Origin of the sequence: Allonocardiopsis opalescens, assembly GCF_003002095.1 — a bacterium.
Classification (GTDB): Bacteria; Actinomycetota; Actinomycetes; order Streptosporangiales; family Streptosporangiaceae; genus Allonocardiopsis; species Allonocardiopsis opalescens.
On record NZ_PVZC01000001.1, the window covers coordinates 552,744 to 578,423 of the forward strand.

A 25,680-nucleotide genomic window follows, 5' to 3' on the forward strand; every position below is an offset into this window, starting at 1 on the left:
GAGATCCGGGGTAGTGTAACAGGCAGCACGCCGTCCTTTGAAGTCGGTTATTAGTCAGGGTTCGAATCCCTGCCCCGGAGCTAGGAAATATAGGAAATAGCTGCTTGCTGCGGATCGAGCGAATGCGCGCCCTCAAGCAGCTTTTTCATGTGCCCGGCTTCGGTAACACCCGCTGTCCCGCCCCCAGGTTGCCGGGCGGTATCCTGCCGGTGTCGGGCGTGTGGGCCGGTGCGCGAAGCGGCTGGTCAGCGTGGTGATCCGCGTGGCGCGGGGCCCGACCGGGGCTATGTGAGCGATCGACGGGTACGGTGCCAGCGCGAGGCCGCCGCCGTCGGCTGGCGGCCCTGCGCAGCCTTCCACCAAACGATATGTGCGAGGAGTCTCCGCCCGTGAGCGTGAGCCGTCCGGCCGCCGTAATCGTCCTCGCGGCTGGCGAGGGCACCCGAATGAAGTCCCGTCTCCCCAAGGTGCTGCACGAGATGTGCGGCCGGAGCATGCTCGGCCACGTGCTGGCCGCCGCCGAGGAGGTGGCGCCGCAGCGGGTGGTGGTGGTGGTCGGCCACGGCCGCGAGCAGGTCGGCGCGCATCTGGCCGAGGCGGCGCCCAAGGCCGAGACGGCGGTGCAGGCCGAGCAGAAGGGCACCGGCCACGCCGTGCGCATGGTGATCGAGCAGCTGGGCCCGGTCTCGGGCACGGTGGTGCTGGTCTACGGCGACACCCCGCTGCTGCGCGGGCGCACCCTCACCGATCTGGTGGCCGGGCACGAGGAGGCGGGCAACGCCGTCACGGTGCTGTCGGCGCGGGTGCCCGATCCGCACGGCTACGGCCGGATCGTGCGCGATGCCGAGGGCGCCTTCACCGGGATCGTGGAGCACGCCGACGCCGCCCCCGAGCAGTTGGCGGTCGACGAGATCAACTCCGGTATGTACGCCTTCGACGGCGCGCTGCTGTCGGAGGTGGTGCACCGGCTGTCGACCGACAACGCCAAGGGCGAGGAATACATCACCGACGCGGTGGCGATCCTGCGGGGCGACGGCCACCGGGTGGGCGCGGCGCTGGCGCGCGACTGGGTGGAAATCCAGGGTGTGAACGACCGGGTGCAGCTGGCGCAGGCGCGCCGGCTGCTGAACGACCGGCTGCTGGAGGACGCGATGCGCGCGGGCGCGACGATCGTGGATCCGGCGACGACCTGGCTGGACGCGGGCGTGTCGATCGGTCGCGACGCGGTGATCGAGCCGCAGACCCAGTTGCAGGGCGCCACTTCGGTGGGGGAGGACGCCCATGTGGGGCCGGGCACGGTGCTGCGCGACACGGTGGTGGGCGCGGGCGCGGTGGTGAGCAACACGGTGGCGCATGGTGCGCGGATCGGCGCGGGCGCGCTGGTGGGCCCGTTCAGCTATCTGCGGCCGGGCACGGTGCTGGGCGACCGGGCGAAGGCGGGCACCTTCGTGGAGATGAAGAACGCCGTGGTGGGCGAGGGCTCGAAGGTGCCGCATCTGACCTATGTGGGCGACGCGGAGATCGGTCGCGGCTCCAATATCGGTGCTTCTTCGGTGTTCGTGAACTACGACGGTGTGGGCAAGCACCGCACCACGATCGGCGACCACGTCCGCACCGGCAGCGACAACACTTTCGTGGCGCCGGTGGAGGTGGGCGACGGCGCTTACACGGGTGCGGGCACCGTTGTGCGTGAGAACGTGCCGCCGGGTTCGCTGGCGGTGTCCGCGGGCGGGCAGCGTGTCATCGAGGGCTGGGTGGAGCGCAAGCGGCCCGGTACCGCGGCGGCGGAGGCGGCGCGGGCGGCGCGTGAGGACGCGGCGGCCGAGCTGCCCGAGATGTCGAACAAACCCGAGTAGTCCCGATCTGGTAGGGGGATCAGCCAAGGTGACCGGTATCAAGGCGACGGGCGAGAAGAAGCTGATGCTCTTCTCGGGGCGGGGCTATCCGGAGCTGGCCACCGAGGTGGCCGACTGCCTGGACATCGAGACGACTCCGGCGGCGCTGTACGACTTCGCGAACGGCGAGATCTTCGTGCGCTACCTGGAGTCGGTGCGCGGGAGCGACGCGTTCGTGCTGCAGAGCCACACGGCGCCGGTGAACGACCAGATCATGGAGCAGTTGATCATGGTGGACGCGCTGAAGCGCGCGTCCGCGAAGCGGATCACGGTGGTAGCCCCGTTCTTCGGCTACGCGCGCCAGGACAAGAAGCACCGGGGGAGAGAGCCGATCTCGGCGCGGCTGATGGCGGATCTGTTCCGTACGGCGGGGGCGGACCGCTTGATGGCGGTGGATCTGCACACGGCGCAGATCCAGGGTTTCTTCGACGGGCCGGTGGACCATCTGTTCGCGCTGCCGATCCTGGCGGAGTACGTGGCGCGGAAGCTGGATCTGTCGGAGGTCACGGTGGTGGCGCCGGACGCGGGGCGGGTGCGTACGGCGGAGCGGTGGACGGACCGGCTGGGCGCTCCGCTGGCGATCATCCACAAGCGCCGCGATCCTGAGGTGGCCAACCAGGTGAAGGTGTTCGAGGTGGTGGGGCATGTCAGGGGCCGCACGTGCGTGCTGGTCGACGACATGATCGACACCGGTGGCACGATCGTGAAGGCGGCGGAGGCGCTGTTCGAGCAGGGGGCGTCGCGGGTGCTGGCGACGGCGACGCACGGTGTGCTGTCGGGTCCGGCGGTGGACCGCTTGAAGAACTCGCGGATCTCCGAGGTGATCCTGACGAACACGCTGCCGATTCCGGAGGAGCGGCGGTTCGACAAGCTGACGGTGCTGTCGATCGCGCCGCTGATCGCGCGGGCGGTGTCGGAGGTGTTCACCGACGGCTCGGTGACGAGCCTGTTCGAGGGCGACAGCTAGCCCGGGGACGCGCCGCGGGGATGCCGTGGCCGGCGGGGCGGGCGGGGCGAACGCGCTGTCATCGGGGGGCGCGGAGTCCGCTAGACTGCGATAGCTACGGGCACGTGAATCGCGTTGCGCGTACCCGGAAACCGGCGACGTACGGTTGGGCCGCGGGTGTGTTCCCGGCCCGTCCCCCCAACGCATCCCGCATCCCGGGGTCACGCCTGATCGTCGCCCCGAACGCCGAATCTGCGACAAGCAAGCTGCACGAGGAGTATTGCCGTGTCTGAGGTACGCATCGCCGCCGAACCGCGCACCGAGTTCGGTAAGGGTGCGGCGCGCCGCACCCGTCGCGCGGGTAAGGTGCCGGCTGTCCTCTACGGCCACGGCACCGACCCGCGCCACATCAACCTGCCCGGCCACGATCTGATGCTGGCCCTGAAGACCCCGAACGTGCTGCTGCGCGTCGACGGTGTCGAGGGCGGCTCGGAGCTGGCGATCCCCAAGAGCGTCCAGCGCGACCCGATCAAGGGCTTCCTTGAGCATGTCGACCTGCTGCTGGTGCGGCGGGGCGAGAAGGTCTCCGTCGACATCGCCGTGGTCACCACCGGTGAGATCGCGCCCGGCGGTGTGCTGGAGCAGCCGCTGGTGCAGGTGTCGGTGGAGGCCGAGGCCACCCGGATCCCGGAGTCGGTCGAGGTCGACGTCGAGGGCATGGCGGTCGGTACCCAGGTCACCGCCGGTGAGCTGAGGCTGCCGGCCGGCACCGAGCTGGTGACCGATGGCGAGGCGCTGGTGCTGCAGGTGACCGCCGAGAAGACCGCTGAGCAGCTGGAGGCCGCGCTGGAGTCGGAGGCGCAGCCGTCCGAGCCCGCTCCGGCCGCCGAGGCCGAGGCTCCCGCCGAGCGGGACGCCGAGTAGGGCCCGCCGCGCCGTGCCGGCCGACGGCCCCCTGTCCCGCCTGCTGGGGCGGTTGGGGGGCCGTCGTGCGCCGGTGCCCGAGACGATCCCTGACGGAGGCGCGATGAGCGGGGCGGACCGCTGGCTGGTGGTGGGGCTGGGCAATCCCGGTCCGAAGTACGCGGGGAACCGGCACAATGCCGGGTTCATGGTGGTGGAGTCGCTGGCGGCCCGGATGGGCGCGCGTTTCTCCTCGCACCGCTCGCGGGCGGAGCTGGCCGAGGGGCGGCTGGTGGGCACTCCGGTGGCGCTGGTCAAGCCGCGTTCGTACATGAACCTGTCGGGTGGACCGGTGGCGGGTGTGGCGAACTACTTCAAGGTGGATCCGGCGCGGATCGTGGTGGTCCACGACGAGCTGGACATCCCGTTCGGGGTGCTGCGCTGCAAGCGGGGCGGCGGTGCGGGCGGGCACAACGGGCTGCGGTCGGTGTCGGCCTCGCTGGGCACGCCGGAGTACGTGCGGGTGCGCTTCGGGATCGGCCGGCCGCCGGGGCGGCAGGACGCCGCGGATTTCGTGCTGACCGATTTCTCGTCGGTGGAGCGCAAGGAGTTGGGCGTGCACGTGGAGCGGGCCGCCGACGCGGTGGAGACGATCATCGCGAAGGGCCTGGAGGCCGCGCAGAACCTCTACCACGCGGCTTGAGCCGCGTCTCGCGCCCGTAGGTGGCTGTACGGGCCGTGCGCCGTGCGGGTGCACGGTACAATCGCGTCATGATTCGTTGCTATACGCGCTTTAGCCGGGCTCTGGGTGGAGCCCGTCGCGTGCGCGTGTAACGACGACTCCCCCAGGGCCAGGCCGGACAGAGGCGACCCGCCTCTGTCTTTTTGTTGTGCGACGGGCGGGCCCGCCTCGTGGGGACGGCCTGCCGAAGGAAGGATTGGCATGCCGGAGTCCACGGACAGGTCGACGAACAATCTGCGGGTGCGGGGCTACCAGCCGCTGGTGGCGCCGGACGCGCTCCTCGCCGAGCTGCCGCTCGATACGCGGGAGGCCGAGACGGTGCGCCGGGCGCGCGCCGAGGTGCTCGGGGTGCTGGACGGTTCCGACGACCGCCTGCTGGTGGTGGTGGGGCCGTGCTCGGTGCACGATCCGGAGGCGGGGCTGGAGTACGCGCAGCGGCTGGCGGGGCTGGTGCCGGAGCTGAGCGGCGATCTGGCGGTCGTGATGCGGGTGTACTTCGAGAAGCCGCGCACCCGGGTGGGCTGGAAGGGCCTGATCAACGATCCGGGCCTGGACGGTAGCCATGACGTGCACCGGGGGCTGCGCACGGCGCGCAAGCTGCTGCTGGACATCACGGCGCTGGGCCTGCCGGTGGGCTGCGAGTTCCTGGACCCGATCACGCCGCAGTACATCTCGGACACGGTGGCGTGGGGGGCGATCGGCGCGCGTACCACCGAGAGCCAGGTGCACCGCCAGCTGACCAGCGGTCTGTCGATGCCGGTGGGTTTCAAGAACGGTACCGACGGCGGGGTGGAGGTGGCGGTGGACGCCTGCCACGCGGCGGCGGCCAGCCACACCTTCTTCGGTGTGACGGGGGACGGCCGCGCCGCGGTGGTCACCACGGAGGGCAATGCGGACTGCCATGTGATCCTGCGGGGGGGCCGTCCGGGTCCGAACTACGGTGCGGAGCATGTGGCGGCGGCGCTGGGCGCGATCGAGCGGGGCGGGCTGCCGCGGCGGGTGATGATCGACGCGAGCCACGGCAACAGCGGCAAGGACCATGTGCGGCAGGCGGTGGTGGCGGGTGAGATCGGCGCGCAGGTGGCGGCGGGGCAGGCGGGCATCGTCGGGGTGATGCTGGAGAGCTTCATCGAGGCGGGCCGCCAGGAGCTGTCGGATCCGGCTTCGCTGACCTACGGGCAGAGTGTGACGGACGCGTGCATGAGCTGGGAGACGACCGTCGGGGTGCTGTCGGGGCTGGCCGAGGCGGTGCGGGAGCGCCGCAAGGGCTGAGCCGGTGGCCGCGGGGTGGGGCCGCCGTGTGCGGGCGGCGGCCGCCACCCGGATCGTTTGGTCGCTGACGGTGATTCTCTCGCTACCGTCCGGATTCCTCGGTTAGGATCGGGCCTGTCGAGCGGCCGGTCCCGCCGCCTCCCATTCTTCGTCGCCGGATCCCGGTTCTCCGCGCCTACGCGCGGGGAGCCCGCTGGTCCGTGCCCGGATCCGGAGGGCGCCGGCCGCGGAGACCGCCCGGCGGCAGCGGCCGCCGGGCCGGGGAGCCGACCGACCGGGAGAGCCGTGGCCGTCATCGAGCAGCGCCGTGCCGGCGCACCGGCGCCGCCGGGGCCGCGCCGCGACTGGATGCGCGGGTACGTCCGCCGGCTGGTGGCCGCGGACTTCTGCTGCGGCGCGGTGGCCGGGGTGTTCGCGCTGGATCTGCGCTTTGCGGACCTGCTGGCGCCGTTCGTGCTGCCGTATCTGCTGATCACGGTGGCGCTGCCCTTCGTGTGGGTGTCGGCGGCCGCGCTGGCGCGCTGCTACGAGCCGCGCTTCCTCGGGCTGGGCTCGGAGGAGTTCCGGCGGGTGTTCAGCGCGGGGCTGCTGCTGACGACGGCGGTGGCGATCCTCGCCTATGCCACCAAGACGGATCTGGCGCGCGGGTACGTCGCCGTGGCGCTGCCGGGGATGACGCTGCTGACGCTGGCGGCCCGGTTCGCGCTGCGCAAGCGGCTGCACCGGCTGCGCCGGTCGGGCCGCTGCATGCGGCGGGTGGTGGCGGTGGGGCACCGCGACGCGGTGCGGGCGCTGCTGCGGCAGTTCCGGCGCGAGCGCCACCACGGCATGCAGGTGGTGGCGGCCTGCCTGCCGGCCGGGCAGGCCAATCCGGAGGTCGGCGATATCGACGGCTGCCCGGTGCTGGGTGATTTCGGCATGGTGACGGAGGCGGTGCGCCGGGCCGGTGCCGACACCGTCGCGGTGCTGGCCTGCCCGGAGCTGGACGGGACCGCGCTGCGCCGGCTCACCTGGCGGCTGGAGCGGACGGGTACCGAGCTGTGCGTGGCTCCGGCGCTGATGGAGGTGGCCGGGCCGCGCACCACGATCCGCCCGGTGGCGGGGCTGCCGCTGCTGCACGTGGAGCATCCGGAGTTGGCGGGGGCGCGCAAGCTGGTCAAGGAGGTGGTGGACCGGATCGCCGCGGTGGCGGCGCTGGCGCTGCTGGCGCCGCTGTTCGCGGTGATCGCGGTGCTGGTGCGGGCCGGGAGTCCGGGGCCGGCGTTCTTCCGGCAGGTGCGGGTGGGCAAGGACGGCCGACTTTTCACACTGGTGAAGTTCCGTACGATGGTGGTCGGCGCGGAGACGCTCAAAGCCGAGCTGGCTCAGCGCAACGAGCACGACGGCGTGCTCTTCAAGATCAGGCGGGACCCGCGGATCACCCCGGTCGGCGGCTGGCTGCGCCGCTACTCGCTGGACGAGCTTCCTCAGCTGTGCAATGTCGCACTCGGCCACATGTCGCTGGTCGGCCCGCGTCCGCCGCTGCCGGAGGAGGTGGCCCGCTACGGCGACGACGTGCGGCGCAGGTTGGTGGTGAAGCCGGGGCTGACCGGGCTGTGGCAGGTGAGCGGCCGCTCGGACCTGTCGTGGGAGGAATCGGTGCGGCTGGACCTGCGTTACGTCGAGAACTGGTCCCTCACCCTCGATCTGCAGATCCTGTGGAAGACCTGGTCGGCGGTGGCCCGCGGCTCGGGCGCCTACTGACCGCGGCGCCGGCCCGTCCGGTCCGCACCGACACGATGCGGCGCCTCGGCGCTTGGGATGGAGCACGGATGGCGGAAGGCGCGGAGGGCGCGGTCGCCCCGGCGGCCGGTGTCGACGGAGGGCCCTCGGACGACCGGGTGGCCGGGGAGCTGGCCGAGCGGGCGGGAGAGCTGCTGCTGGCGCTGCGCGCCGAGCTGGGCCACGGCGACGCGGCGGCGCTGCGCGACGCGGGCGACCGGCGCTCGCACCTGTTCATCACCGGGGAGCTGGCGCGGCTGCGCCCCGGCGACGCGGTGCTGTCGGAGGAGGGGACCGACGACCCCGCCCGGCTGCGGGCCGAGCGGGTCTGGATCGTGGACCCGCTGGACGGCACCCGCGAGTACGGGGAGGAGGGGCGCGAGGACTGGGCGGTGCACGTGGCGCTGTGGGAGCGCGGCGCGCTGTCGGCGGGCGCGGTGGCGCTGCCCGCGCAGGGCGTGACCCTCACCGCCGGCGCCCCGCCGCCTCCGTCGGGCCCTGCGGGGGCACCGGTCCGGATCGCGGTGAGCCGCAGCCGGCCGCCGGCGCTGGTGGACGCCGTCTGCCGGGAGCTGGGCGCGGTCGCGGTGCCGATCGGCTCGGCCGGAGCCAAGATCGCCGCGGTGGTGCGTGGCAGTGTGGACGCCTACCTGCACGCGGGCGGGCAGTACGAGTGGGACAGCGCCGCGCCGGTCGCCGTCGCGCGGGCCGCGGGGCTGCACTGCTCGCGGATCGACGGCTCCGAGCTGACCTACAACCAGGCCGATGTGCGGCTGCCCGATATCCTGGTGTGTCGGCCGGAGCTCGCCGGTCCGCTGCTTCAGGCGGTCGCCGGCGCCCCTGCCCCCCGTCCGACCGAGACCCGGGACGCGATCCGATGATCCGAAGTGACTACCAGCTCTCCCAGCTCGACGTGCTGGAGAGCGAGGCGATCCACGTCATGCGCGAGGTGGCCGCGGAGTTCGAGCGGCCCGTCCTGCTGTTCTCCGGCGGCAAGGACTCCATCGTGATGCTGCGGCTGGCCGAGAAGGCCTTCTGGCCGGCCCGCATCCCCTTCCCGGTGATGCACGTCGACACCGGCCACAACTTCCCCGAGGTGATCGAGTTCCGCGACCGCCGCGTCGCCGAGCTGGGGGTGCGGCTGGTGGTGGCGTCGGTGCAGGAGCAGATCGACGCCGGGCGCGTCACCGAGCCGACGGGCCGCTGGGCCAGCCGCAACCAGATCCAGACGCCCGCGCTGCTGGACGCGATCGAGGAGCACCGCTTCGACGCGGCCTTCGGCGGTGCGCGGCGCGACGAGGAGAAGGCGCGGGCGAAGGAGCGGATGTTCTCCTTCCGCGACGAGTTCGGCCAGTGGGACCCCAAGAACCAGCGGCCCGAGCTGTGGAACCTGTACAACACCAGGATCGGGCGGGGCGAGCACATCCGGGTCTTCCCGCTGTCGAACTGGACCGAGCTGGACGTGTGGGACTACATCCGGCGCGAGGGCCTGGAGATCCCGTCCATCTACTTCGCGCACGAGCGCACCGTGTTCGAGCGGGACGGCATCCTGCTGGCCGACAGCCCGTTCGTGCACCGCGACGACGACGAGGCGCTGTTCGCCGCCACGGTGCGCTACCGCACGGTCGGCGATATGAGCTGCACCGGCGCGGTGAAGTCGGCGGCGGTCACGATCGACGAGGTGATGGCGGAGATCGCCGCGACCCGGATCACCGAGCGCGGGCAGACCCGTGCCGACGACCGGGCCAGCGAGGCCGCCATGGAGGACCGCAAGCGCGAGGGGTACTTCTAGCAGTGGACAGCGAACGATTCGGCTCCGTGGTGGGCGACGGCATGGACATCCTGCGCTTCGCCACCGCGGGTTCGGTGGACGACGGCAAGAGCACCCTGATCGGGCGGCTGCTCTACGACTCCAAGTCGATCTTCGAGGACCAGTTGGAGGCGGTGGAGCGCACCAGCAGGGACCGGGGCGAGGAGACGAACCTGGCGCTGCTCACCGACGGCCTGCGCGCCGAGCGGGAGCAGGGCATCACCATCGACGTGGCGTACCGCTACTTCGCCACCCCCAAGCGCAAGTTCATCATCGCCGACACCCCCGGCCACATCCAGTACACCCGGAACATGGTCACCGGCGCCTCCACCGCCGACCTGGCGATCATCCTGGTGGACGCGCGCAAGGGGCTGCAGGAGCAGAGCCTGCGGCACGCCTTCCTGACGACCCTGCTGCAGGTGCCGCACCTGGTGCTCGCGGTGAACAAGATGGACCTGGTCGACTACGACCCGGCCGTGTTCGAGCGGATCAAGGCGGAGTTCGCCGCCTTCGCCGCCAAGCTCGACACCCGCGACCTCGCGTTCGTGCCGATCTCGGCGCTGCACGGCGACAACGTCGTGGAGCGCTCGGTGAACATGCCCTGGTACGAGGGCGCGTCGCTGCTGCACCACCTGGAGAACGTGCACATCGCCTCCGACCGCAACCTGATCGACGTGCGCTTCCCGGTCCAGTACGTCATCCGGCCGCAGCGGGCGACCGACCCGGAGTTCCACGACTACCGCGGCTACGCCGGGCAGGTGGCCGGCGGCGTGCTCAAGCCGGGCGACGAGGTCCTGCACCTGCCGTCCGGGCTGACCACCCGGATCGCGAAGGTGCTGACCGCCGACGGCCCGGTGGCGCAGGCCTTCCCGCCGATGTCGGTCACCCTGCTGCTGGAGGACGAGATCGACATCTCCCGCGGCGACATGATCTGCCGTCCCAACAACCAGCCGGCCACCACCCAGGACCTCGACGCGATGGTGTGCTGGATGACCGACGCCCGCCCGCTCACCCCCCGCAGCCGTCTGCTGGTCAAGCACACCACCCGCACCGCCAAGGCGATGGTCCGCGAGCTGCACTACCGCATCGACGTCAACACCCTGCACCGCGACGAGGCCGCCGACCGCCTCGGCCTGAACGAGATCGGCCGCGTCACCCTGCGCGTCACCCAGCCCCTCTTCGCCGACGAGTACAAGCGCAACCGGCTCACCGGCGGCTTCATCCTCATCGACGAGGCGACGCACGCCACCGTCGGCGCGGGGATGATCACCCGCACCGGCTAGCGGCGGGCCCGGGCCCCGTCCGCGGCCGGGCGGGGCCCGGCGCTCAGCCGCCCCGGCGGGCGCGGGCGCGGCGGTCGAGTTCGCGTAGCACCTCGGCGTCACGTCGGAGCAGGTCGGCCATTGTGGCGGCGTCGGCGACGGGCGCCGGGTCGCCCTCGGTGTGGATCCACACGCGGGGGTCGCCGGCCTCGAAGAAGTAGAAGACGTAGCCCTGGTGGTGGCCGATGAAGAAGCGGCCCTCGGTCCTGAGTTCCGGCATGTCGGTCTCGGCCGCCTCCCGCGCCGCCTCCTGGGCCTCCAGGCAGACCGGGTAGAACAGGTCCGATCCGCGGAAGACCCGGTCGGCGCCGCGCCCGGCCCGCCGCAGGAAGTCGGCGTAGTCCGGGGGCGGGCTGACCGAGGGCTCGGTGGCGAGCACCGCCGCCACCTCGTCGTCCGTGCAGCCGCGCACGCCCTCGGCCTTGATCAGGCCCTCGCCGATCAGCGCGTCGAAGAGCGCGTCGATCTCGGTACCGCTGCCGCCCATGCGGGTCGTCCTCACTGGGAGATCCGGACACTTCTGCCGTGGTTGGGACCCGTCGGCCCTTCCGCCGGTTCCCGCCGCCGAGCGGTGGTCACGCTTCGCCAGGATGTCGCGCGCCCCATGCCTTCGTCGCCGTTACCGGCCGGATGCGGTGGTCGTCCCGTACCCACAGCGTCATTCCGGTTGTATGCGACCGCTCCGGCCCAGCCAGTCGGCGAGTTGCGGCACGAGCGCGGCCGGAGGGTGGAGCCGGGCGGCGGAGACGGCGAAGTCGTGGGCGAGCGCGGTGAGCATGTCCTCCAGCTCGCTGCCGTGAGCGGTCTCGACCTCGGGGTCGGGCCGCCACGCCGTCCTCGACCCGCAGCGGATCAGGGTCGTGTCACCGTTCGGTGTGAACTCCAGCGTGCGCTCGATGCCCTGGCCGTAGAAGTCGAGCGAGCCGGCACGTCGCTCGCGCAAGGACGAGAGCAGATCGGGAAGCTGCTCGATCACGGCCGACAAGTCGTAGGCCACATCGACCGGCCAGTGCGGTTCCCCGAAGCCGCCGACGTGGAAAGCGCAGTCGGTCTCCGCCAGCAGTTCGCAGTACCGCATCACGGCTGTGGCGAAATCGGCGTCCTCCGGTGGCACGACCGTCGGCGGCTCGGGCCACTGGGACGGCGGCCGCAGCGCGATGGCGAAACCCACGTGCTATGACCGCCGGCGATCCCGGGCCGCGCGTTCCCTCTCCCGGAGGGACTCCACGTCCATCCGCAGCAGGCCGCTCATGGAGTCCGACTCGACCACGGACCGGTCCTTGCCCTCCACATAGGCCCAAGGGCGGGGATCGTCCTTCTCGAAGAAGTGGTGGATGTCGCCCTGGTGGTGGCCGATGAAGAAGCGGTCGCGCACCCGGAAGTCCGGAACGTCCACCTCGGCGAGTTCGATCGCGCCGTCATGTGCTTCCAGAGACTCCGGATAGAAGATGCTCGTGCCGCGCAAGACGCGTCCGGCCCCGCGTCCAGGCCGCCGCAGGAAGTCGATGTACTCCTGGGGCGGATCGACGGACGGATTGGTGGCGAGCATCCGAGCCACCTCATCACCCGTGCAGCCGCGTACTCCCTCGGCGCTGATCAGGCCTCCCGCGACCAGCACGTCCATCAGCTCGTCGACCGCGGTGCTGCTCGTGCTCATGGGGCATCCTCATGTGGAGTCCGGGACCCTGCCGTGGATTCGACCCGTCGACCGCTTCGCCGGTTCTGTCCGGCGGTCACCGCTCGACGTGCACCTCTGGGGCGCCCCGGTCGCGGAACCAGTCCGCCAGCCGGTCGCCCTCCAGGAGTTGCGGGCCGTCCTCGTCGTTCTCGCCGATGTCGACCGGGCCGAGGATGTGGCCCCGGGCTCCGTCGAGGCGGGATCCGGCCAGCCGGGCGCGGGACAGGACGGTTCGGCCGCCGCCGCCCGGAGGACCGAAGCCGGCGTCGCGCAGGTCGGCGCCGCGCAGGTCGCAGCGGGACAGGTGCGCCCCGTTGAGCCGTGCGCGGCGCAGGTCGGCGCCGCGGAGGTCGGAGCCGCCCATCCGCGCGCCCAGGAGGTCGGCCCGGGCGAACACGGCGGACCGGGCCGAGCAGTCCCGCGCCTCGGTCTTGACCAGCCGCGCCCCGGTGAGGTCCGCTCCGTCGAGCAGTGCTCCGGTCAGCTCCGTCTTGGTGAGGTCGGTGTGGGCCATCCGGACGCCGGTGAGGTCGGTGTGCCACAGGCGCAGCCAGGCCAGGTCCATACCGCTGAGGTCGGCGTCGCGGAGCACCAGCTCAGGATGGCCGACGAGTTCGCGACCCGTGCGGCCGCCGCTCGTCCGCCATTCCAGGTGCGCGCGGAGCGCGTCGGCGCCGTCCGCGTCGGCCGGCCAGCGCCGCGGCTCGACCACGGCGGCCGCTCCGGGCTCAGACATCCACGATCACGACCCTTCCCTCCCAGTCCGGGTTCTCGCTCAGCAACTCCTCGACGTCCTGGCGGGCCTCCGGAGACAGGCCGCGCGGGTCGATCATCACGTTCTCGCCGTTGGCGAGTTCGTCGTTGACCTCGTTCATGAAGGTCTCGCGATCGTACCGGCCCCGCTGGTTCGGCGGCATCGGCTGCCCGCCGACGCGCGGAGCGTCGGTCGGGAACAGGTCCCGGGGCCCCTTCACGTCCCATGGCTGCCCGTTCGCGTCGACGAAGTCACCCTGGTCACGCTGGAACGCGGGATCGGAGTTGTCCAGTTCGGCCCGCTCGAGCGGCCCCGGGGCCACGCCCTGGTTCTCGGCGGCGAGGGCGACCTCGGCCTCCCTACGGGCCGCGGCCTCGACCCGCGGGGTCCGGCGGGTGTCGCCGCCCGCCGGGTCTTCCATCAGCTCCTGGATCCGCTGCTCGTACTCGGGCGTGCCGGGCGCCGGGGGCCGGTAGCAGTCGTCGCCGTCGGCGTTGGTGTTGTGCACCAGCAGGGCGTCCGCGCCGGTGCCGACATGGTAGGTGTGCAGGTCGGCGACGGTGAGGTTGTGGACGGTCCGGTCGGCGGTCCAGTGGTCGACGGCGGTGATCTGGGCCCAGGTGCCGGACGAGGTCTGGAGCCGGGCGCCGGGCCGCAGGTCGGCGGCGTCGGTCCACTCGGCGGCCCCGGGGAGCCAGAAGGGGTGGCCCGCCGTGGCGGTGAGGGTGTCGGCGCCGTCGTCGGTCTGGACGGTGACGGTGACGAGGTCCTTCTCGCCGGTGCCGGTGATGAGGTCGGTGACCTGGCGGGCGCCCTCCTGGCCGGTGAGGGGGTCGGCGGCCCAGACGAGGTCGCCTACCGCGATGTCCTCGATGGGGGCGTGGGTGCCGTCGGCGAGCAGGACGGGGGTGCCGGGCAGGAAGCTGTTGGGGAGCGGGCAGGCGAGGCTGTCGTCGGGCTCCTCCTCCTGGTCCTGGTCCTGGTCGTCGTCCTGGTCCGAGTCGGAGTCGTTGCGGTTATTGCCATCGGGCAGGTTGTTGAGGACGCGCGGGATCTTGGTGGCCTGGGTGCCCGGGATGAACCAGGAGCCGACGTTCCACACGGTGCGGCCGATGGCCTCGCCGTAGTCGCCGTTGGCCCAGGCTTCCGCGGACTCCTCGTCCCAGACCATCGTGGTCAGGGTGCCGACGGGGTCGTTCCACAGCGCCTCGCCGAGGTCGACGATGCCGCCGACGGTGTCCTCGACGAAGCCGCCGGGGTCGGTGATGATCTGCTCGCCGGTCTCCCACAGGCCGACGGCCTCGTCGGCGATGGCGCCGCCCAGGCCGCCGAAGAAGCCGCCGACCTGGTCGAGTCCGTCGGTGAACCAGTTGCCGCCGTCGTCCCCGCCGCCGTCGTCCCCGCCGTCACCGTCTCCGCCGTCCCCGTCGCCTTCTCCGTCCCCGCCCGGGTCGTCGGAATCCTGGCCCCCATCGGGGGCGTTCGCGAGGTCGCCGCCCTCCTCCCCGCCGTTGAACAGCTGGTCCACGGCCTCGGTGACCTGGGGCTGGACGACGGGGAACGCGGCGGCGAGCCCGACGATCAGCGCGCCCGCCAGCACGATCACGGCGGCGTACTCGATGACGCTGGCGCCGCGCTGGGGGTCGTGCAGCCGCTGGAGCAGGCCGGGGCGGCGCCGCACCGGGCGGGCGCGCCCCGACAGGTGGGCACGGGAGCGGCGCAGCAGCACCAGTACCAGGACGAGGCCCGGCAGCAGCAGCTGGGTGACGGCCTGCCCCTCACCCTCGTCGAGGGTGCTCAGCGCGGTGAGCAGCTGCCAGGCCGACCAGCCGATGATCAGCCAGAACAGGGTGCGGCCTCCGGCGGCGAGCCGGAGGCCGAAGACGAGCGCGAGGACCCCGGGCAGCATCACCCACAGCAGGTAGCCGAGGGTCTCCCCGCTGAAGTCGGCCAGCAGCGCGCCGAACGACATCAGGAAGGTGAGACCGGCGAACACGAAGAGCAGGACTCGGGCCAGCCGCAGCCCGCGGGGGAGGGACGCCGCCATGATCACCTACGCCTTTCCGGCTTGCGGTGACATTATCGACGCGGACCGGCCCCGGTGCGTTCCGCTGCCGGTGCCCTATTTTGTTGATCTTTGGTGCTCTCCGCCCTATATCACAGGCGGTCCGGACGGCCGCGCGCTCAGTCCCGCGCCCCCTCGGCCTCCGCCAGGTCGACGAAGCCGAGGTGGTCCAGCAGCAGTTCCACCCGGGGCAGGTTGACGTGCGGCGCGCGGGCGGCCTCGACGAAGCCGCGGGTGACGCGCTCGTCGTTGAGCACGCGGAAGTCGCAGCCGCGGCCCAGTTCGTTCTCCCAGAGCTTGACCGCCTTGAACTGCGGATAGCGCTCCAGCACGGACGGGATCGCGCGGTACCAGTCGGCGGTCGCCTCCGGTCCGCCCGGCAGCGGGGTGGTGCCCATCTCGCCGATCATGATCGGCTTCCCGGCGTCGATCCCGTGCCGCTCGCCGTGGGCGTGCATCCACTCGTACAGCGGCAGCACGGAGTCGGCGAAGCTCTGCACGTGGTCCCACTGGGGCTGCTGGTCGCAGCCGGTCATGTTGTAGCCCTCCCAGCTCAGCCAGTCCACGTAGCCGTTGCCGGGCCACAGGCGGGGCAGCCGGTCGAAGTTGTCCGGCCAGCCCGTCACGTTCCACACCCACACGACCTCGTCGGCGCCCTCCTCCCGGTACAGGTCCACGATGTGCCGCCAGGCGAGGGTGAACTCGCGGGGGGTGCCGCGCCGGTTGTAGCGCTGGTCGGCGTCGGCCTCGTGGTCGAAGGTGACGAAGGCGGGCAGGCCGAGGTCGGCGAAGTTGCGGGCCTGCGCGCGCAGCGACTCGTCGAACTCGCCGTCGATGATCTGCCGGTAGCGCACCGCCGGGTGGCCGGACTGGCGGAAGCGGCGCGCCTCGATGTTGAGGTGGATGATGCGGCCGTCGAGGGCCGCCTGCCGCTCGTGCTCGGCGGGCAGCGCGGCCTGGTCCACGCCGTGCCAGTAGTAGACGATGTCCAGCCGGCGGCCCATCGCCTCCTCCAGCGGCCCGACGTCGTCGCGGTAGGGGCTCGCGCCCCACCAGGCGCCGCAGGACGGTTCGAGGATGTCGTTGACGGCGCACTCGGTGTGCGGGGAGGGGCTGGGCGCGGCGGCGGGCGCGGCCGCGGTGCCGGTCGGCGGGGCGGCGGAGGGCTCCGCCGGGACGGGCGGGGCCGGCGGCGGGGCGTCCGGCCCGGTCTCCCCGCAGGCGGTGGCGAGCGCGATCGACAGGGCGCCGCCGCAGGCGAGCAGCCGCCGGTACCGGCGGCGCACGCGGTCCCGGGCGCTCCTGCCGAGTCGGTGTCCGTCCCGAACCATGACGCAGAGTCACCTCCGGTCCCGAGGCGGTCTCGGGATGTGTGGGTACCTGCGTCCAGTTTCGGCGCTAACCGCCCTTGTGCGCTGCACCTGCATGCTGCTGGCGGGTCGCGGCGGCCGCGGTGCGGCCGTTCCGGTCAGGAGGCCATGGAGGTGACGGATTGTGACATAGTGGTGCGCGGCTCGGCCAGTTCGGCGGAGTCGATCCGGTAGCCGAAGGCGCCGGCGGTGGCGTCGAAGCGCTCCCGCAGCCGGTCCATGGTGCGGCCGCTCACCGGCCAGCGCCGCTCCAGCGCGCCCGCGTCGGGGCCGGAGGGCACGATGCGGCGCGCGGCGCCGCCGAGGGGGTGCCCGCCGAGCCGCAGCCGGGCGCACAGCCCGCTGAGGACCCGCTCGGGTTCGGCGAGCAGGTCCTCGTAGCGGACCACCTCATAGCGCCGCACGTGCGGGGCGTCGGACAGGAACAGCTCGTGGGCGGTCAGCCAGTGCTCCAGCAGCGACTGCATCGACGCGGTCCAGCGGCTGTGCCGGGTCTCGACGGAGACGGCGACGGGGTGCCGGACCATCAGCACGAACACGGCGTCGGGGTAGAGCCGCTGGAGGAAGCGGGTCATCACCAGGTTGGGCGGGGCGGTCTCCACCAGCACCCGCTTGGACAGGTCCCAGTAGCGGCCCCAGTCGTGCAGGAGGCGCTGCGCGGCGGACCGCCTGACCAGCGGGCTGGACTCGGTGAGGTGCGCCTCGGCGTCGAAGCAGAACCGGCCGGCGCCGCCGTAGACGGTGTCGGGCGGGTAGACGCTCTGGCGGTGCTCGGTGGAGTCCTCGGCGTCGGGGGTGCCGGCCAGGACGCTGACGTCGGGGTGGGCGGCGAGCGCATCGGACAGCTGGCAGGCGCCGCTGTGGTGCAGTCCGCCCACGAACACCAGGGTGTGCTGCGGGAGTCGCATGATTCTCTCTTCGGCTGACCGTCCCGGCGGGCGGGACCTCGTTAAGCTTTCCCGCTGCGCGGCCGTCCTAACGCCCGTAGCCGTAGTACCGGCGCAGGGCGAAGGTGAGTGCGGACACCGTCACGCGGTCGCCCGGATCGAGGCGGTGGCGCCATTCGGCGTCCGGGCGCACGTCCACCCGGCCCGCGGTGAACCGCAGCGGGTTGCCGGACACGGTATGGGTGCTGGACAGGCAGGCGCTGTCGCGGGACTTCCCCTCGAACAGATCCGGCTGGCCACGATATCCGACCCATGCGGCCACCCGTGCCAGGGTGTCGGCGGGGGCGGCGGCGAAGTCCTCGTAGCGGATCCGCAGCACCGGGACGGGGAGGCGTCCGGAGGCGGCCAGGCACTCGAAGGCGAGGTTCTGCACGCACCAGTGCAGCGCGGTGGCGGCCGGGGAGCGGCGGGCCATGAACTGCTCGGGGCTGCTCGGGCGGGCGTCGGGCCGCCGCACCGACTTGCCCCAGGCGTGCGCGGCGGCGCGCGGGTCGCGCACCACGTGCAGGACGCGGAGCCGGATGCCGGGGTCCAGCCGAAGGCAGGCGGCGAGGGAGGCGTGCTTGCTGGAGTCGATGAGCAGGTCGGCGCCGCTGACCTCGGCGGCGGCCAGGTACAGGCGCCGGTAGAGGTCGGTGTAGGCGCGCAGCCGGGCGGCGCGGGCCGCCGGGGGGCGGGCGCGCAGCAGGCCGGGCAGCCGGCGGGTGCGGTCGACCTCGTCCTTGAGGTCGAGCACGGCGTCGGCGTCCAGGCGGTGCCAGCCGCCGAAGGCCAGCTCGCCGACCTTGGTCCAGAACGGGCAGGCCGAGAAGGCGTCGCCGCAGCCGCAGGGCTCGTCGTCGATCAGGGCGCGCCGCCACATGTGCACGAGCTCGCCCAGCGGTGTGCAGCCGGGGAGTTCGCCCAGCAGCCGTTCCAGCAGGGTGCTGCCGCTGCGGCCGAGGCCGCCCACGTACAGCACCAGCGGCGGCGGCGCGGATCCGGCGGGCCCGTCCACGGCTACACCCCCCGCCCGCGGCGGTGCAGCGCGCGCAGCACCGCGTCGGGGCTGAGGCCGCACAGCACGGCCAGGGCGAGGTGGGCGCGGGCCTCGGCCGGGCGGGTGCGCAGGGTGCGGCCGACCCAGCGCAGCGCTTCGCGGCGCTCGCCGCGCGCCGCCTCGGCGAAGGCGATCTGCCCGGTGACGCGGGCCAGGCCGCGCCGCTGGAGCCGGAGCTCCGGATGGCGGTCGAGCAGCCAGCGCAGCGCGCCGGAGACGGTCTCCCAGCGTCCGGAGAAGTAGGAGCGGGCGTGCCAGCGCACCTGCACGCCGATCTCGGGCACGTTGCGCACGGGGGCCTGCCGCGCGGCGCGCAGCAGGAACTCGTAGTCCTCCGCGTAGCTGCCCGGGATGTCCTCGGCCACCAGCCCGACGCCGCCGCGCACCGCCGAGGTGCGCAGCAGGAAGGTGGAGGGGTGCAGTTCGGTGAGCCGGGAGCGCAGCAGCTCGGCCAGGGTGACCTGGGCGGTGTCCAGGCTGCGCTCGGCCGTCGTGTCGCCGTAGCGGATCCTGATCCCGCAGCACACCAGCTGCGCGTCGGGGTCGGCGGCCAGTACGCCGACCTGGCGGCGCAGTTTGCCGGGCAGCCACAGGTCGTCGTCGTCGCAGAAGGCGACCAGCTCGGTGGCGGCGGCCAGCAGACCGGTGTTGCGCGCCCCGGCCAGGCCGGGTGTCCTGGCGTTGACCAGCACGGAGGTGCTGCGCGGCGGCGATCCCCCGCGTGCGGCCAGCGAGGGGTCGGGGGCGCACTGGTCGTGCACGACCAGGCAGTGCACCCCGCCGGGGTAGTCCTGCGCCCAGACGGAGTCCAGCGCGTCGCGCAGCAGCCGGGGGCGGTCGCGGGTCGGGATCACCACGGTCACGTCGGGCCGGCGCCCGGCCGGCGCGGCGGGGGCGGGTGCGGTTGCCGGCGGGGGCGCGGGCCTGCGGGTGGCGACCAGCGTGTCGATCAGCCGTCCGGCGCGCTCGGCGGCGTCCCGCGGCCCGGCGCCCGCCGCGGGCGGCTCGGCGCGGAAGTCGGCGGGGGAGGTGAGCGCCTTGTCGACGGCGGCCCGCAGCTCCTCCTCGCCGTCGCAGGCGTGCACCAGGCCCTCGGCGGACATCCGGGCGACGAAGCGCAGCTGGTGGTCGTCGACGTGCTCGCCGCGGCGGGGGTCGCGGGGGACGACGATGGGCAGCCGCCCGGCCCGGCGCGCCTCGGTGATGGTGGCGGGCCCGCCGTGGCAGACCACCGCGGCGGCCTGCTCCATGGCGGCGCGCAGCTCGGCGTGGTCGAGGTAGGCGCGGCCCCGGGCGTGCCGGGGCGGCGGCGCGGAGCCGTGCTGCACCAGGACGTCGATCCCGGGGTGCCGCTCGGCGATCCGGTCGGCCCAGGCGGCCAGCCGGCGGAAGGGGTGGAAGTCGGTGCCGACGGTGACCAGCACCAGGGGGCGCGGGCTCACAGCAGCGGCCCGACGTGGACGGCGCGCGGCAGGAAGTCGAGCTGGCCGGGCCACTGCACCAGGTGCAGGGAGGTGAACGGGGCGCACAGCCGGGTGGTGAGGGTGGGCGCGTCGATCCGGTCGTAGACCTCGATGTAGACGGTCGGGACGCCCAGCAGCCGGGCCAGCACGAAGAACGGGAAGGCGACGGCCGCGCCGGTGGTCACCACCACGTCGGGCCGCTCGCGGCGCAGGGTGCGCCAGGCCAGGGCGGTGTTGCGGAGCAGGTTGGGCAGGTCGCGGGTGGTGGGGTGGTGTGCCCAGACCACCGTCTCGCCGGCCAGCGCGGAGACCGCGTCGGCGGTCCGGAAGGTCACCCAGGTGCGTCGCCGCGCCCGCCACCAGGGGCGCAGGGCGAGCAGCTGGCTGAGGTGCCCGCCGCTGGAGGCGACGAACAGGGCGTGGACGGGCATCGGGGGCCTTTCGGTGGCGTGGCGTCGGCGGCGCGCGGGTGCGGGTGCCCGGCGGGCCGGTCCGGGCGGCCGGAGCCCGGACCGGCGGTTCGCGTGGAGCGACAAGGCCGCAGCTGTGTGTAGTCACACGATCACACAAGGTCATATTGCCATGCTCGGGGCCGGGTGTCCGGTGTTTGGCCGCACGGGCGGCCGCAGCGCCGCCTCAGCCGCGGGCCCGTCCCCACCGCTCCAGGCGGCGCACCAGCGGCAGCTCGCGCAGCGACAGGACCGCGCGCCAGCGCCAGAGCGTGGCCAGGTAGCCGGCCGCCGCCGCGGCCAGGGTGGCGGCGGCGGTGCCGAGGCCGTCGCCGAGCAGCGCCTGCGCGGCCAGCGGCAGCAGCAGGAACCACACCAGGCAGGCCGCCGCGGCCGCCGCGGCGGCCCGGCTGAGCGGGCGCAGCCCGAGCCCGCGCAGCTGGAGCAGCGGCAGGCCGCTGCGGACCAGGATCGCCCCGGCCCAGCCCAGCGCCGCCCCCGCGATGCCCAGCCGCGGCACCAGCACCACGCACAGTGCCACGTTCACCGCCAGCGCCGCCACCTGGTTGACCAGGTTCCACACGGTCTTGCCCGCCATGGTCAGCGCCAGGTCCGACATGCCGCAGCCGGTCGCCGCCAGCAGCGCGGCCGCCAGCAGCGCCATCGCGGCGGCCCCCTCGGTGTAGCCGTCGCCGAAGACGGCCAGCAGCAGCGGCGCGTACACGGTCGCGGTCAGGTACAGCGGCCAGTTCACGCAGATCAGCCAGGCCGTCGACACCTCGTACAGGTGCCGGGCCCCGGCCCGTTCGTCCACGGCCAGCAGCTCCGAGAGCCGGGGCGAGACGGCGTTGCCGAGCGCCTGGTTGCCGAACTGGCCGACCACCAGGAAGCGGGTCGCCGCCGTGAAAACCGCCGCCTCCGCGGCGCCCTGCAGGGCGCCGACCAGCACGATCCCCAGCCGCTGCACATTGATCTGGGCCAGGTCCGCCAGCGAGCGCGGCAGGGTGAAGCCCCAGAAGGCGCGCGGCCGCACCGTCTCCGCTCCGGCGGCCGCGGGCTCCGCCGCGCCCGGGTGCCGCCGCAGCAGCCGGTGCAGCCAGAAGGCGGCCAGCGCCGCCGCGGGCAGGTACGGGCCCGCCCAGGCCACCGCGAGCAGCCCGGCGCCGCCGCTGGAGGCGACGGCCAGCAGCAGCGCCAGCTGCGCGCCGGGCCGCGCCACCCGCTCGACGTACACGGTCGCCCGCATCACCCGAAGCCCGCGCGTGGCGGCCAGGCAGGAGTCGGTGAGCACCGCGAGCGGCAGGAAGGGGGCGAGGGTGCGCAGGTAGGTGGCGGTGTGCGGCGGGGCGCCCGGCAGCAGCCCCTCGGCCAGCGCGGGAGCGCACGCGTACAGCGCCGCCCCGACCAGCGCCGAGACGGCCAGCACCGGCCCGAAGGCGATCCGCAGCACCCGCACCACCAGCCACGGCGCCCCCCGCGCCCGCACCCGGGCGATGAAGTAGACCAGCCCGGTGGTGCAGCCCAGCGAGGCCGCCGCGGCGGCGATCACGAACACCGAGGTGGCCGAGAAGAACACCCCGGCCTCCGCCGTCGACAGGGTGCGGGTCACCGCGACCACGATCGCCACGTTCAGCGCCGCGCCGACCAGCGCCCCGGCCATGTTCAGCACCCCGCCGCGCAGCACCGCGCCGGTCTCGGCGGCGCGGGAGGGGGCCGGGGCGCTCACCGGCGCCAACTCGGGGTCCGTCCCAGCCAGGCGGCCAGCCGCTCGTCGTGCGGGGCGAAGTACGCGTCCAGCCGTGCCCGCAGCCGTTCGGGCATCGGGCTGCGCGGCCGGGCGTTGTGCCGCTCGAAGGCGACGCCGTTCGCGGGCGGCAGGCCCAGGAAGCGCTCGACCGCGGCGAACACCGGCCGCGGGTCGGTGAAGAAGTCGCCGCTGTCCACCACCAGGATCCGGTCCCGGCCGACCGCCTTCTCCAGCCGCTCCAGCTGCTCGGCGTAGCGGCCCCTGGCCAGGTAGGCGTGGTGGCGGTGGGCGTGCGCGAGGGCGGCGGGCAGCGCCGACGGGTCCGCGCCGGGCCGCTGCGCGCCCGCCAGCCGCTCGGGCTCCAGGTCCAGCGCGCGCTCGAAGGGCTCCGTCTCGAAGCCGCGCGCCCGCTCGTGCGCGTGCGCGGAGTAGGCCCGCTGCACCGGGTCGCGCACCGCCACCAGCAGCCGCGCCTGCGGCAGGGTGGCGGCGATCCGCTCGGCGGCCAGCGGGTGGAACAGGTAGTACGGGCTGGACTCGCCGGTGAGCGCGGGCGCGCCGGTGCGCCGCCGCACCCGCTCCGCCGTGCGCAGCAGCGGGAAGTGCGAGCGGTACCAGCCGAGCGTGCGGTGGTAGCCGACGTCGAAGTAGTGCACCCCCTTGCGCAGCGGCGGCGCGATGACGTTGCCGTGCTGGACCAGCGCCTTGAACAGGGAGGTGGTGCCCGAGCGCTGCGCGCCGACGATGAGGAAGCCGGGCAGCATCCGCGCGTCGGCGCTGAGCAGCCCGGCAGCGCGGCACGCGCCCCGGGCGGCGGCGAGCGCGGCGGAGCGCAGCGCGCGGCGCGCGGGGGCTCGCGGAGGGGCGGGGCGGGGGGAGGCCACGGTCGGAGTCCTTCGGGTGTCGGAGCGCCGGGGCGGCGCGGGCGGCGTCAGCGGGGGCGGAGCGTACGGACGTGTCTGCGCAGCGGCGGGAGCAGCCAGCGCCCGATCCCGGCCACCGGCGCGCCCACGTCGTCCTGGCGGTCGCGCAGGTAGCGCACCGCGATCTCGGTGAGGTAGAGGGCGGCGACCACGCCCGCCGCCGCGGGTGCGACGCCGAACGGGCGCAGCAGCCGCCCGGCCGACGCGCACAGCGCGGTGGTGTCGGCGGGGCCGGCCCGGCCGCGGGCGCTGACCATGTCCTGCAGCCGCAGGTGCAGCGCGTCGAAGCCGACGGGGACGCCCTGCCGGTAGCGCTCCCAGTCCCACACCAGCACCCCGGTGCGGTGCGGCGCGAGGTTGCCGCGGGTGAGGTCGCCGTGCCAGCCGCCGAAGGCGAGCTCGACGTCGGGCAGGCCGTCGAGCACCGCGCGCAGCGCCGCGGCGGGCTCGGCCGCCTCGGGGCCACGGGCGGCCAGCCCGTCCAGGTCCCGGTACAGGTCCTTGAGGTAGGCGCAGCCCAGCAGCGGCGCGGTGTGGGTGCCCTGGGCGGCGGCGATCTCGGCCAGGCAGGCGCGCAGCCGCGCCGGGCGGCGGGTCAGCTCCGGGCCGGGCACCGGCAGCGCCTCGAGCACCAGCAGCGGCCGCCCGTGCCACTCCGACAGCGCCAGCACCCCCGGCACCCGGGTGTGGCGCAGCGGCGCTGCGGCCAGGGTCCGCAGCGCCGCCGCCTCCGCCCGCACGAGTTCGGCGGTGAGGGCGTTGGCGGCCAGCTTGGCGAAGGCCAGCGTCGCCCCCCGCGGTGTCATCAGGTGCAGCACCGGCTTGCGGTTGGCGCGCGGCGGGCCGAGCCGCACCGCTACCGCGAGTTCACGGCCGAGCAGGCCGGCCAGCCACTCCTCGATCGTCGCGACGCCGTCGGGCGCCAGCACGTGCAGCCGCTCGGTGAGCAGCCGGTCCGCCAGCCCGCAGCGCAGCGCCGCGCCCAGCGCGGCCGCGCCGAAGCGGCGGGTGCTCGCGACCGCCCGCGCCGCGGCACGCGGGTGCGGCCACGGCAGCAGCAGCCGGGGCGCCCGCGCCGAGGGCAGCGGCAGGTACCCGGCCCGGCTCGGCGCGCCGCCCGTCGACGCCGCCAGCCGCACCGGCGCCGGCCACAGCGCCGCCACGCAGGGGTCGCGGCCCGGCTCGGGCGCCGGACCGCTCATGGCGCGCCCCTCGGCACAGGCGGCGAGCCCGCGCGTGCCGTCTCGCGCTCGCGCCGCCACAGCACGGCGACCCCGGCCATGGTGATGATCAGCGCGGCGAGCATCGTGGTGTAGACGAACATGAACCAGAACGGCAGCAGCAGCCCCAGCAGCGCGGCCGAGCCCACCGCCGAGCGGTCCGCGCGGTAGCGCCAGGCGGTGTAGCCGAAGTAGCCGAGGAAGAGCGCCGCGCCGACCCAGCCGTTGGCGATCAGCATCAGCCAGAGCTGGCCGTTGTTGCCGATCACCATGTTCCCGCACTGCGGGCAGTCGCGGCTTGCGCCGATCGCGATGGAGCGCCCGCTGCCGCGCATCTCCCGGGTGCTGCCCCAGCCGACGACGGGGGAGCCGAAGGAGGCGCGCACCGCCGCGGCGCTGGCCGCCTCCCGCCCGTCGTCGCTGTGCGGGTTGTCCAGGCGGGCCTGCACCACGTCCAGCAGCGGCGACAGCGCGACGGCCGAGGCCAGCAGCGCCGCCGCGCAGCCCGTCGCGAGCAGCGTGCGGACGCGTCCGGCGCGCGCCAGCCGGTGCGCCGCGAAGGCGGCGGCCAGGGCGAGCGCGATCCACAGCCCGCGGTTCATCGAGTACACGACGGGCACCAGGGCCAGCGCCGCGGTGATCCCGGCCGCCCAGCGCAGCGCCGTCCCGCCCAGGCACCACCAGCCCGCGACCAGCCAGGCCAGCAGCAGCGAGAAGTTCTGCGCCCAGGTGTTGGTGTACTCCCAGGGCGCCGAGGCGCGCGGAGCGTCGTAGCCGAGGAAGTCCATGGTCTGCGCGGCGGTGGGGCGCAGCAGCGCGCGCAGGTAGGCGTCTCCGGCCAGCCCTTCGGGCAGCAGCGCCTCCAGCGGGGAGGGGTAGGAGAAGTGCGGGGCGAAGGTGCCCAGCAGCCCGCCCGCCACCGTCACCGCGCACAGCCAGGCCAGCAGCCGCGCCACCGTCGCGTCGGGCAGCCGCGAGCGGCCGAGGTTGCCGATGTAGAGGCAGACGACCGTGGCGACCAGGTAGTTCACCTGGCGCAGCGCGAAGCCCAGGTAGCCGGCCGAGCCCGGCATCGTGTCCGGCGGGGTCAGGTGCACCAGTGCGAGGCCGAACAGTGACCAGGCCAGGAAGAGCAGCCACAGCGCGAAGCCCGGCGGCACCCGGATCGCCGGGCGGCGCACCAGCTCGACCGCCATCGGGACCGCGAACAGCCAGAAGGCGAACTGGCCGAGTCCCAGCGCCCACCACAGCGGGTAGCCGCCGACCATCGCGATCAGCGGCCAGCCCGGCGGCAGCGCGCCGGCGGGCCCGCCGACCGGGCCCGCCGCGGCGCGGCGGGCGGTCGGCGGCACGGTCGGCGCTCGGACGGCGCCG

The 25,680-nt window shown here is 73.9% G+C and carries 23 protein-coding genes and 1 tRNA gene; 10 read left to right on the forward strand and 14 right to left on the reverse strand.

Annotated features, from left to right (window positions below; genetic code table 11):
* Positions 1–4: 4 nt before the first annotated feature.
* The 10 genes from CLV72_RS02065 (at position 5) to CLV72_RS02110 (ending at position 10,612) form a co-directional block, all read left to right on the forward strand.
* A tRNA-Gln gene (locus CLV72_RS02065) sits at positions 5–80 on the forward strand.
* A 309-nt stretch (positions 81–389) separates the two neighbouring features.
* Positions 390–1,856, forward strand: coding sequence for a bifunctional UDP-N-acetylglucosamine diphosphorylase/glucosamine-1-phosphate N-acetyltransferase GlmU (glmU, locus tag CLV72_RS02070; protein ID WP_106238211.1), 1,467 nt, complete (start codon positions 390–392; stop codon positions 1,854–1,856).
* A gap of 28 nt (positions 1,857–1,884) precedes the next feature.
* Positions 1,885–2,862 (forward strand): ribose-phosphate diphosphokinase, encoded by a 978-nt coding sequence (locus tag CLV72_RS02075; protein ID WP_106238214.1) that lies wholly within the window; start codon positions 1,885–1,887, stop codon positions 2,860–2,862.
* 264 nt (positions 2,863–3,126) lie between these two features.
* The gene (locus tag CLV72_RS02080; RefSeq protein WP_106238217.1) at positions 3,127–3,765 is read left to right on the forward strand and encodes a 50S ribosomal protein L25/general stress protein Ctc; all 639 of its coding nucleotides are present in this window, start codon (positions 3,127–3,129) and stop codon (positions 3,763–3,765) included.
* A 103-nt stretch (positions 3,766–3,868) separates the two neighbouring features.
* Complete coding sequence (gene pth, locus CLV72_RS02085) at positions 3,869–4,447, forward strand: aminoacyl-tRNA hydrolase (RefSeq protein WP_106238220.1); 579 nt, start codon at positions 3,869–3,871, stop codon at positions 4,445–4,447.
* 240 nt (positions 4,448–4,687) lie between these two features.
* Positions 4,688–5,758: a 3-deoxy-7-phosphoheptulonate synthase gene (locus CLV72_RS02090; RefSeq protein ID WP_106238224.1), complete on the forward strand. Its 1,071-nt coding sequence runs from the start codon at positions 4,688–4,690 to the stop codon at positions 5,756–5,758.
* Positions 5,759–6,106: 348 nt separating this feature from the next.
* Positions 6,107–7,501, forward strand: coding sequence for a sugar transferase (locus CLV72_RS02095; RefSeq protein WP_106241077.1), 1,395 nt, complete (start codon positions 6,107–6,109; stop codon positions 7,499–7,501).
* A gap of 68 nt (positions 7,502–7,569) precedes the next feature.
* On the forward strand, positions 7,570–8,400 hold the full coding sequence (locus CLV72_RS02100; protein WP_106238228.1) for a 3'(2'),5'-bisphosphate nucleotidase CysQ: 831 nt from the start codon (positions 7,570–7,572) through the stop codon (positions 8,398–8,400).
* Positions 8,397–9,311, forward strand: a complete 915-nt coding sequence (gene cysD, locus CLV72_RS02105; RefSeq protein ID WP_106238232.1) for a sulfate adenylyltransferase subunit CysD — start codon at positions 8,397–8,399, stop codon at positions 9,309–9,311. Before CLV72_RS02100 ends, cysD begins: the two co-directional genes overlap by 4 nt.
* A 41-nt stretch (positions 9,312–9,352) precedes the next feature.
* On the forward strand, positions 9,353–10,612 hold the full coding sequence (locus CLV72_RS02110) for a sulfate adenylyltransferase subunit 1 (protein WP_106241080.1): 1,260 nt from the start codon (positions 9,353–9,355) through the stop codon (positions 10,610–10,612).
* A 43-nt stretch (positions 10,613–10,655) separates the two neighbouring features.
* On the opposite strand, the gene CLV72_RS02115 is transcribed toward CLV72_RS02110, so the two are convergent.
* The 14 genes from CLV72_RS02115 to CLV72_RS02180 all read right to left on the reverse strand — a co-directional run bounded on the left by CLV72_RS02115 (position 10,656) and on the right by CLV72_RS02180 (position 25,658).
* Complete coding sequence (locus CLV72_RS02115) at positions 10,656–11,138, reverse strand: SMI1/KNR4 family protein (protein ID WP_106238235.1); 483 nt, start codon at positions 11,136–11,138, stop codon at positions 10,656–10,658.
* Between the two features lie 171 nt (positions 11,139–11,309).
* Positions 11,310–11,822 carry a hypothetical protein gene (locus CLV72_RS02120; protein ID WP_106238238.1) on the reverse strand — a complete coding sequence of 171 codons (513 nt, stop codon included), beginning with the start codon at positions 11,820–11,822 and terminating at the stop codon, positions 11,310–11,312.
* 3 nt (positions 11,823–11,825) lie between these two features.
* Complete coding sequence (locus CLV72_RS02125; RefSeq protein WP_106238241.1) at positions 11,826–12,308, reverse strand: SMI1/KNR4 family protein; 483 nt, start codon at positions 12,306–12,308, stop codon at positions 11,826–11,828.
* 76 nt (positions 12,309–12,384) lie between these two features.
* Positions 12,385–13,065, reverse strand: coding sequence for a pentapeptide repeat-containing protein (locus CLV72_RS02130; protein ID WP_106238245.1), 681 nt, complete (start codon positions 13,063–13,065; stop codon positions 12,385–12,387).
* Complete coding sequence (locus tag CLV72_RS02135; protein WP_146159315.1) at positions 13,058–15,130, reverse strand: polymorphic toxin-type HINT domain-containing protein; 2,073 nt, start codon at positions 15,128–15,130, stop codon at positions 13,058–13,060. The genes CLV72_RS02130 and CLV72_RS02135 overlap by 8 nt, the downstream gene beginning before the upstream one ends.
* 137 nt (positions 15,131–15,267) lie before the next feature.
* Positions 15,268–16,434: a glycoside hydrolase family 26 protein gene (locus CLV72_RS02140; protein ID WP_245929814.1), complete on the reverse strand. Its 1,167-nt coding sequence runs from the start codon at positions 16,432–16,434 to the stop codon at positions 15,268–15,270.
* A 182-nt stretch (positions 16,435–16,616) separates the two neighbouring features.
* Positions 16,617–17,426, reverse strand: coding sequence for a sulfotransferase family protein (locus CLV72_RS02145; protein ID WP_106238251.1), 810 nt, complete (start codon positions 17,424–17,426; stop codon positions 16,617–16,619).
* A gap of 67 nt (positions 17,427–17,493) precedes the next feature.
* Positions 17,494–18,423, reverse strand: coding sequence for a sulfotransferase family protein (locus tag CLV72_RS02150; protein WP_106241086.1), 930 nt, complete (start codon positions 18,421–18,423; stop codon positions 17,494–17,496).
* 41 nt (positions 18,424–18,464) lie between these two features.
* Entirely contained in the window at positions 18,465–19,946 is a 1,482-nt protein-coding gene (locus CLV72_RS02155) for a glycosyltransferase (protein WP_106238255.1), read from the reverse strand.
* Complete coding sequence (locus CLV72_RS02160) at positions 19,943–20,398, reverse strand: glycosyltransferase family protein (protein ID WP_106238258.1); 456 nt, start codon at positions 20,396–20,398, stop codon at positions 19,943–19,945. Before CLV72_RS02160 ends, CLV72_RS02155 begins: the two co-directional genes overlap by 4 nt.
* Positions 20,399–20,603: 205 nt before the next feature.
* Positions 20,604–22,142 (reverse strand): lipopolysaccharide biosynthesis protein, encoded by a 1,539-nt coding sequence (locus CLV72_RS02165; RefSeq protein WP_245929815.1) that lies wholly within the window; start codon positions 22,140–22,142, stop codon positions 20,604–20,606.
* Complete coding sequence (locus CLV72_RS02170; RefSeq protein ID WP_425428007.1) at positions 22,139–23,047, reverse strand: sulfotransferase family protein; 909 nt, start codon at positions 23,045–23,047, stop codon at positions 22,139–22,141. The genes CLV72_RS02165 and CLV72_RS02170 overlap by 4 nt, the downstream gene beginning before the upstream one ends.
* 47 nt (positions 23,048–23,094) lie before the next feature.
* Positions 23,095–24,288, reverse strand: coding sequence for a phosphotransferase (locus CLV72_RS02175; protein ID WP_146159316.1), 1,194 nt, complete (start codon positions 24,286–24,288; stop codon positions 23,095–23,097).
* Positions 24,285–25,658, reverse strand: a complete 1,374-nt coding sequence (locus CLV72_RS02180; protein ID WP_245929816.1) for a ligase — start codon at positions 25,656–25,658, stop codon at positions 24,285–24,287. The genes CLV72_RS02175 and CLV72_RS02180 overlap by 4 nt, the downstream gene beginning before the upstream one ends.
* Positions 25,659–25,680 lie beyond the last annotated feature (22 nt).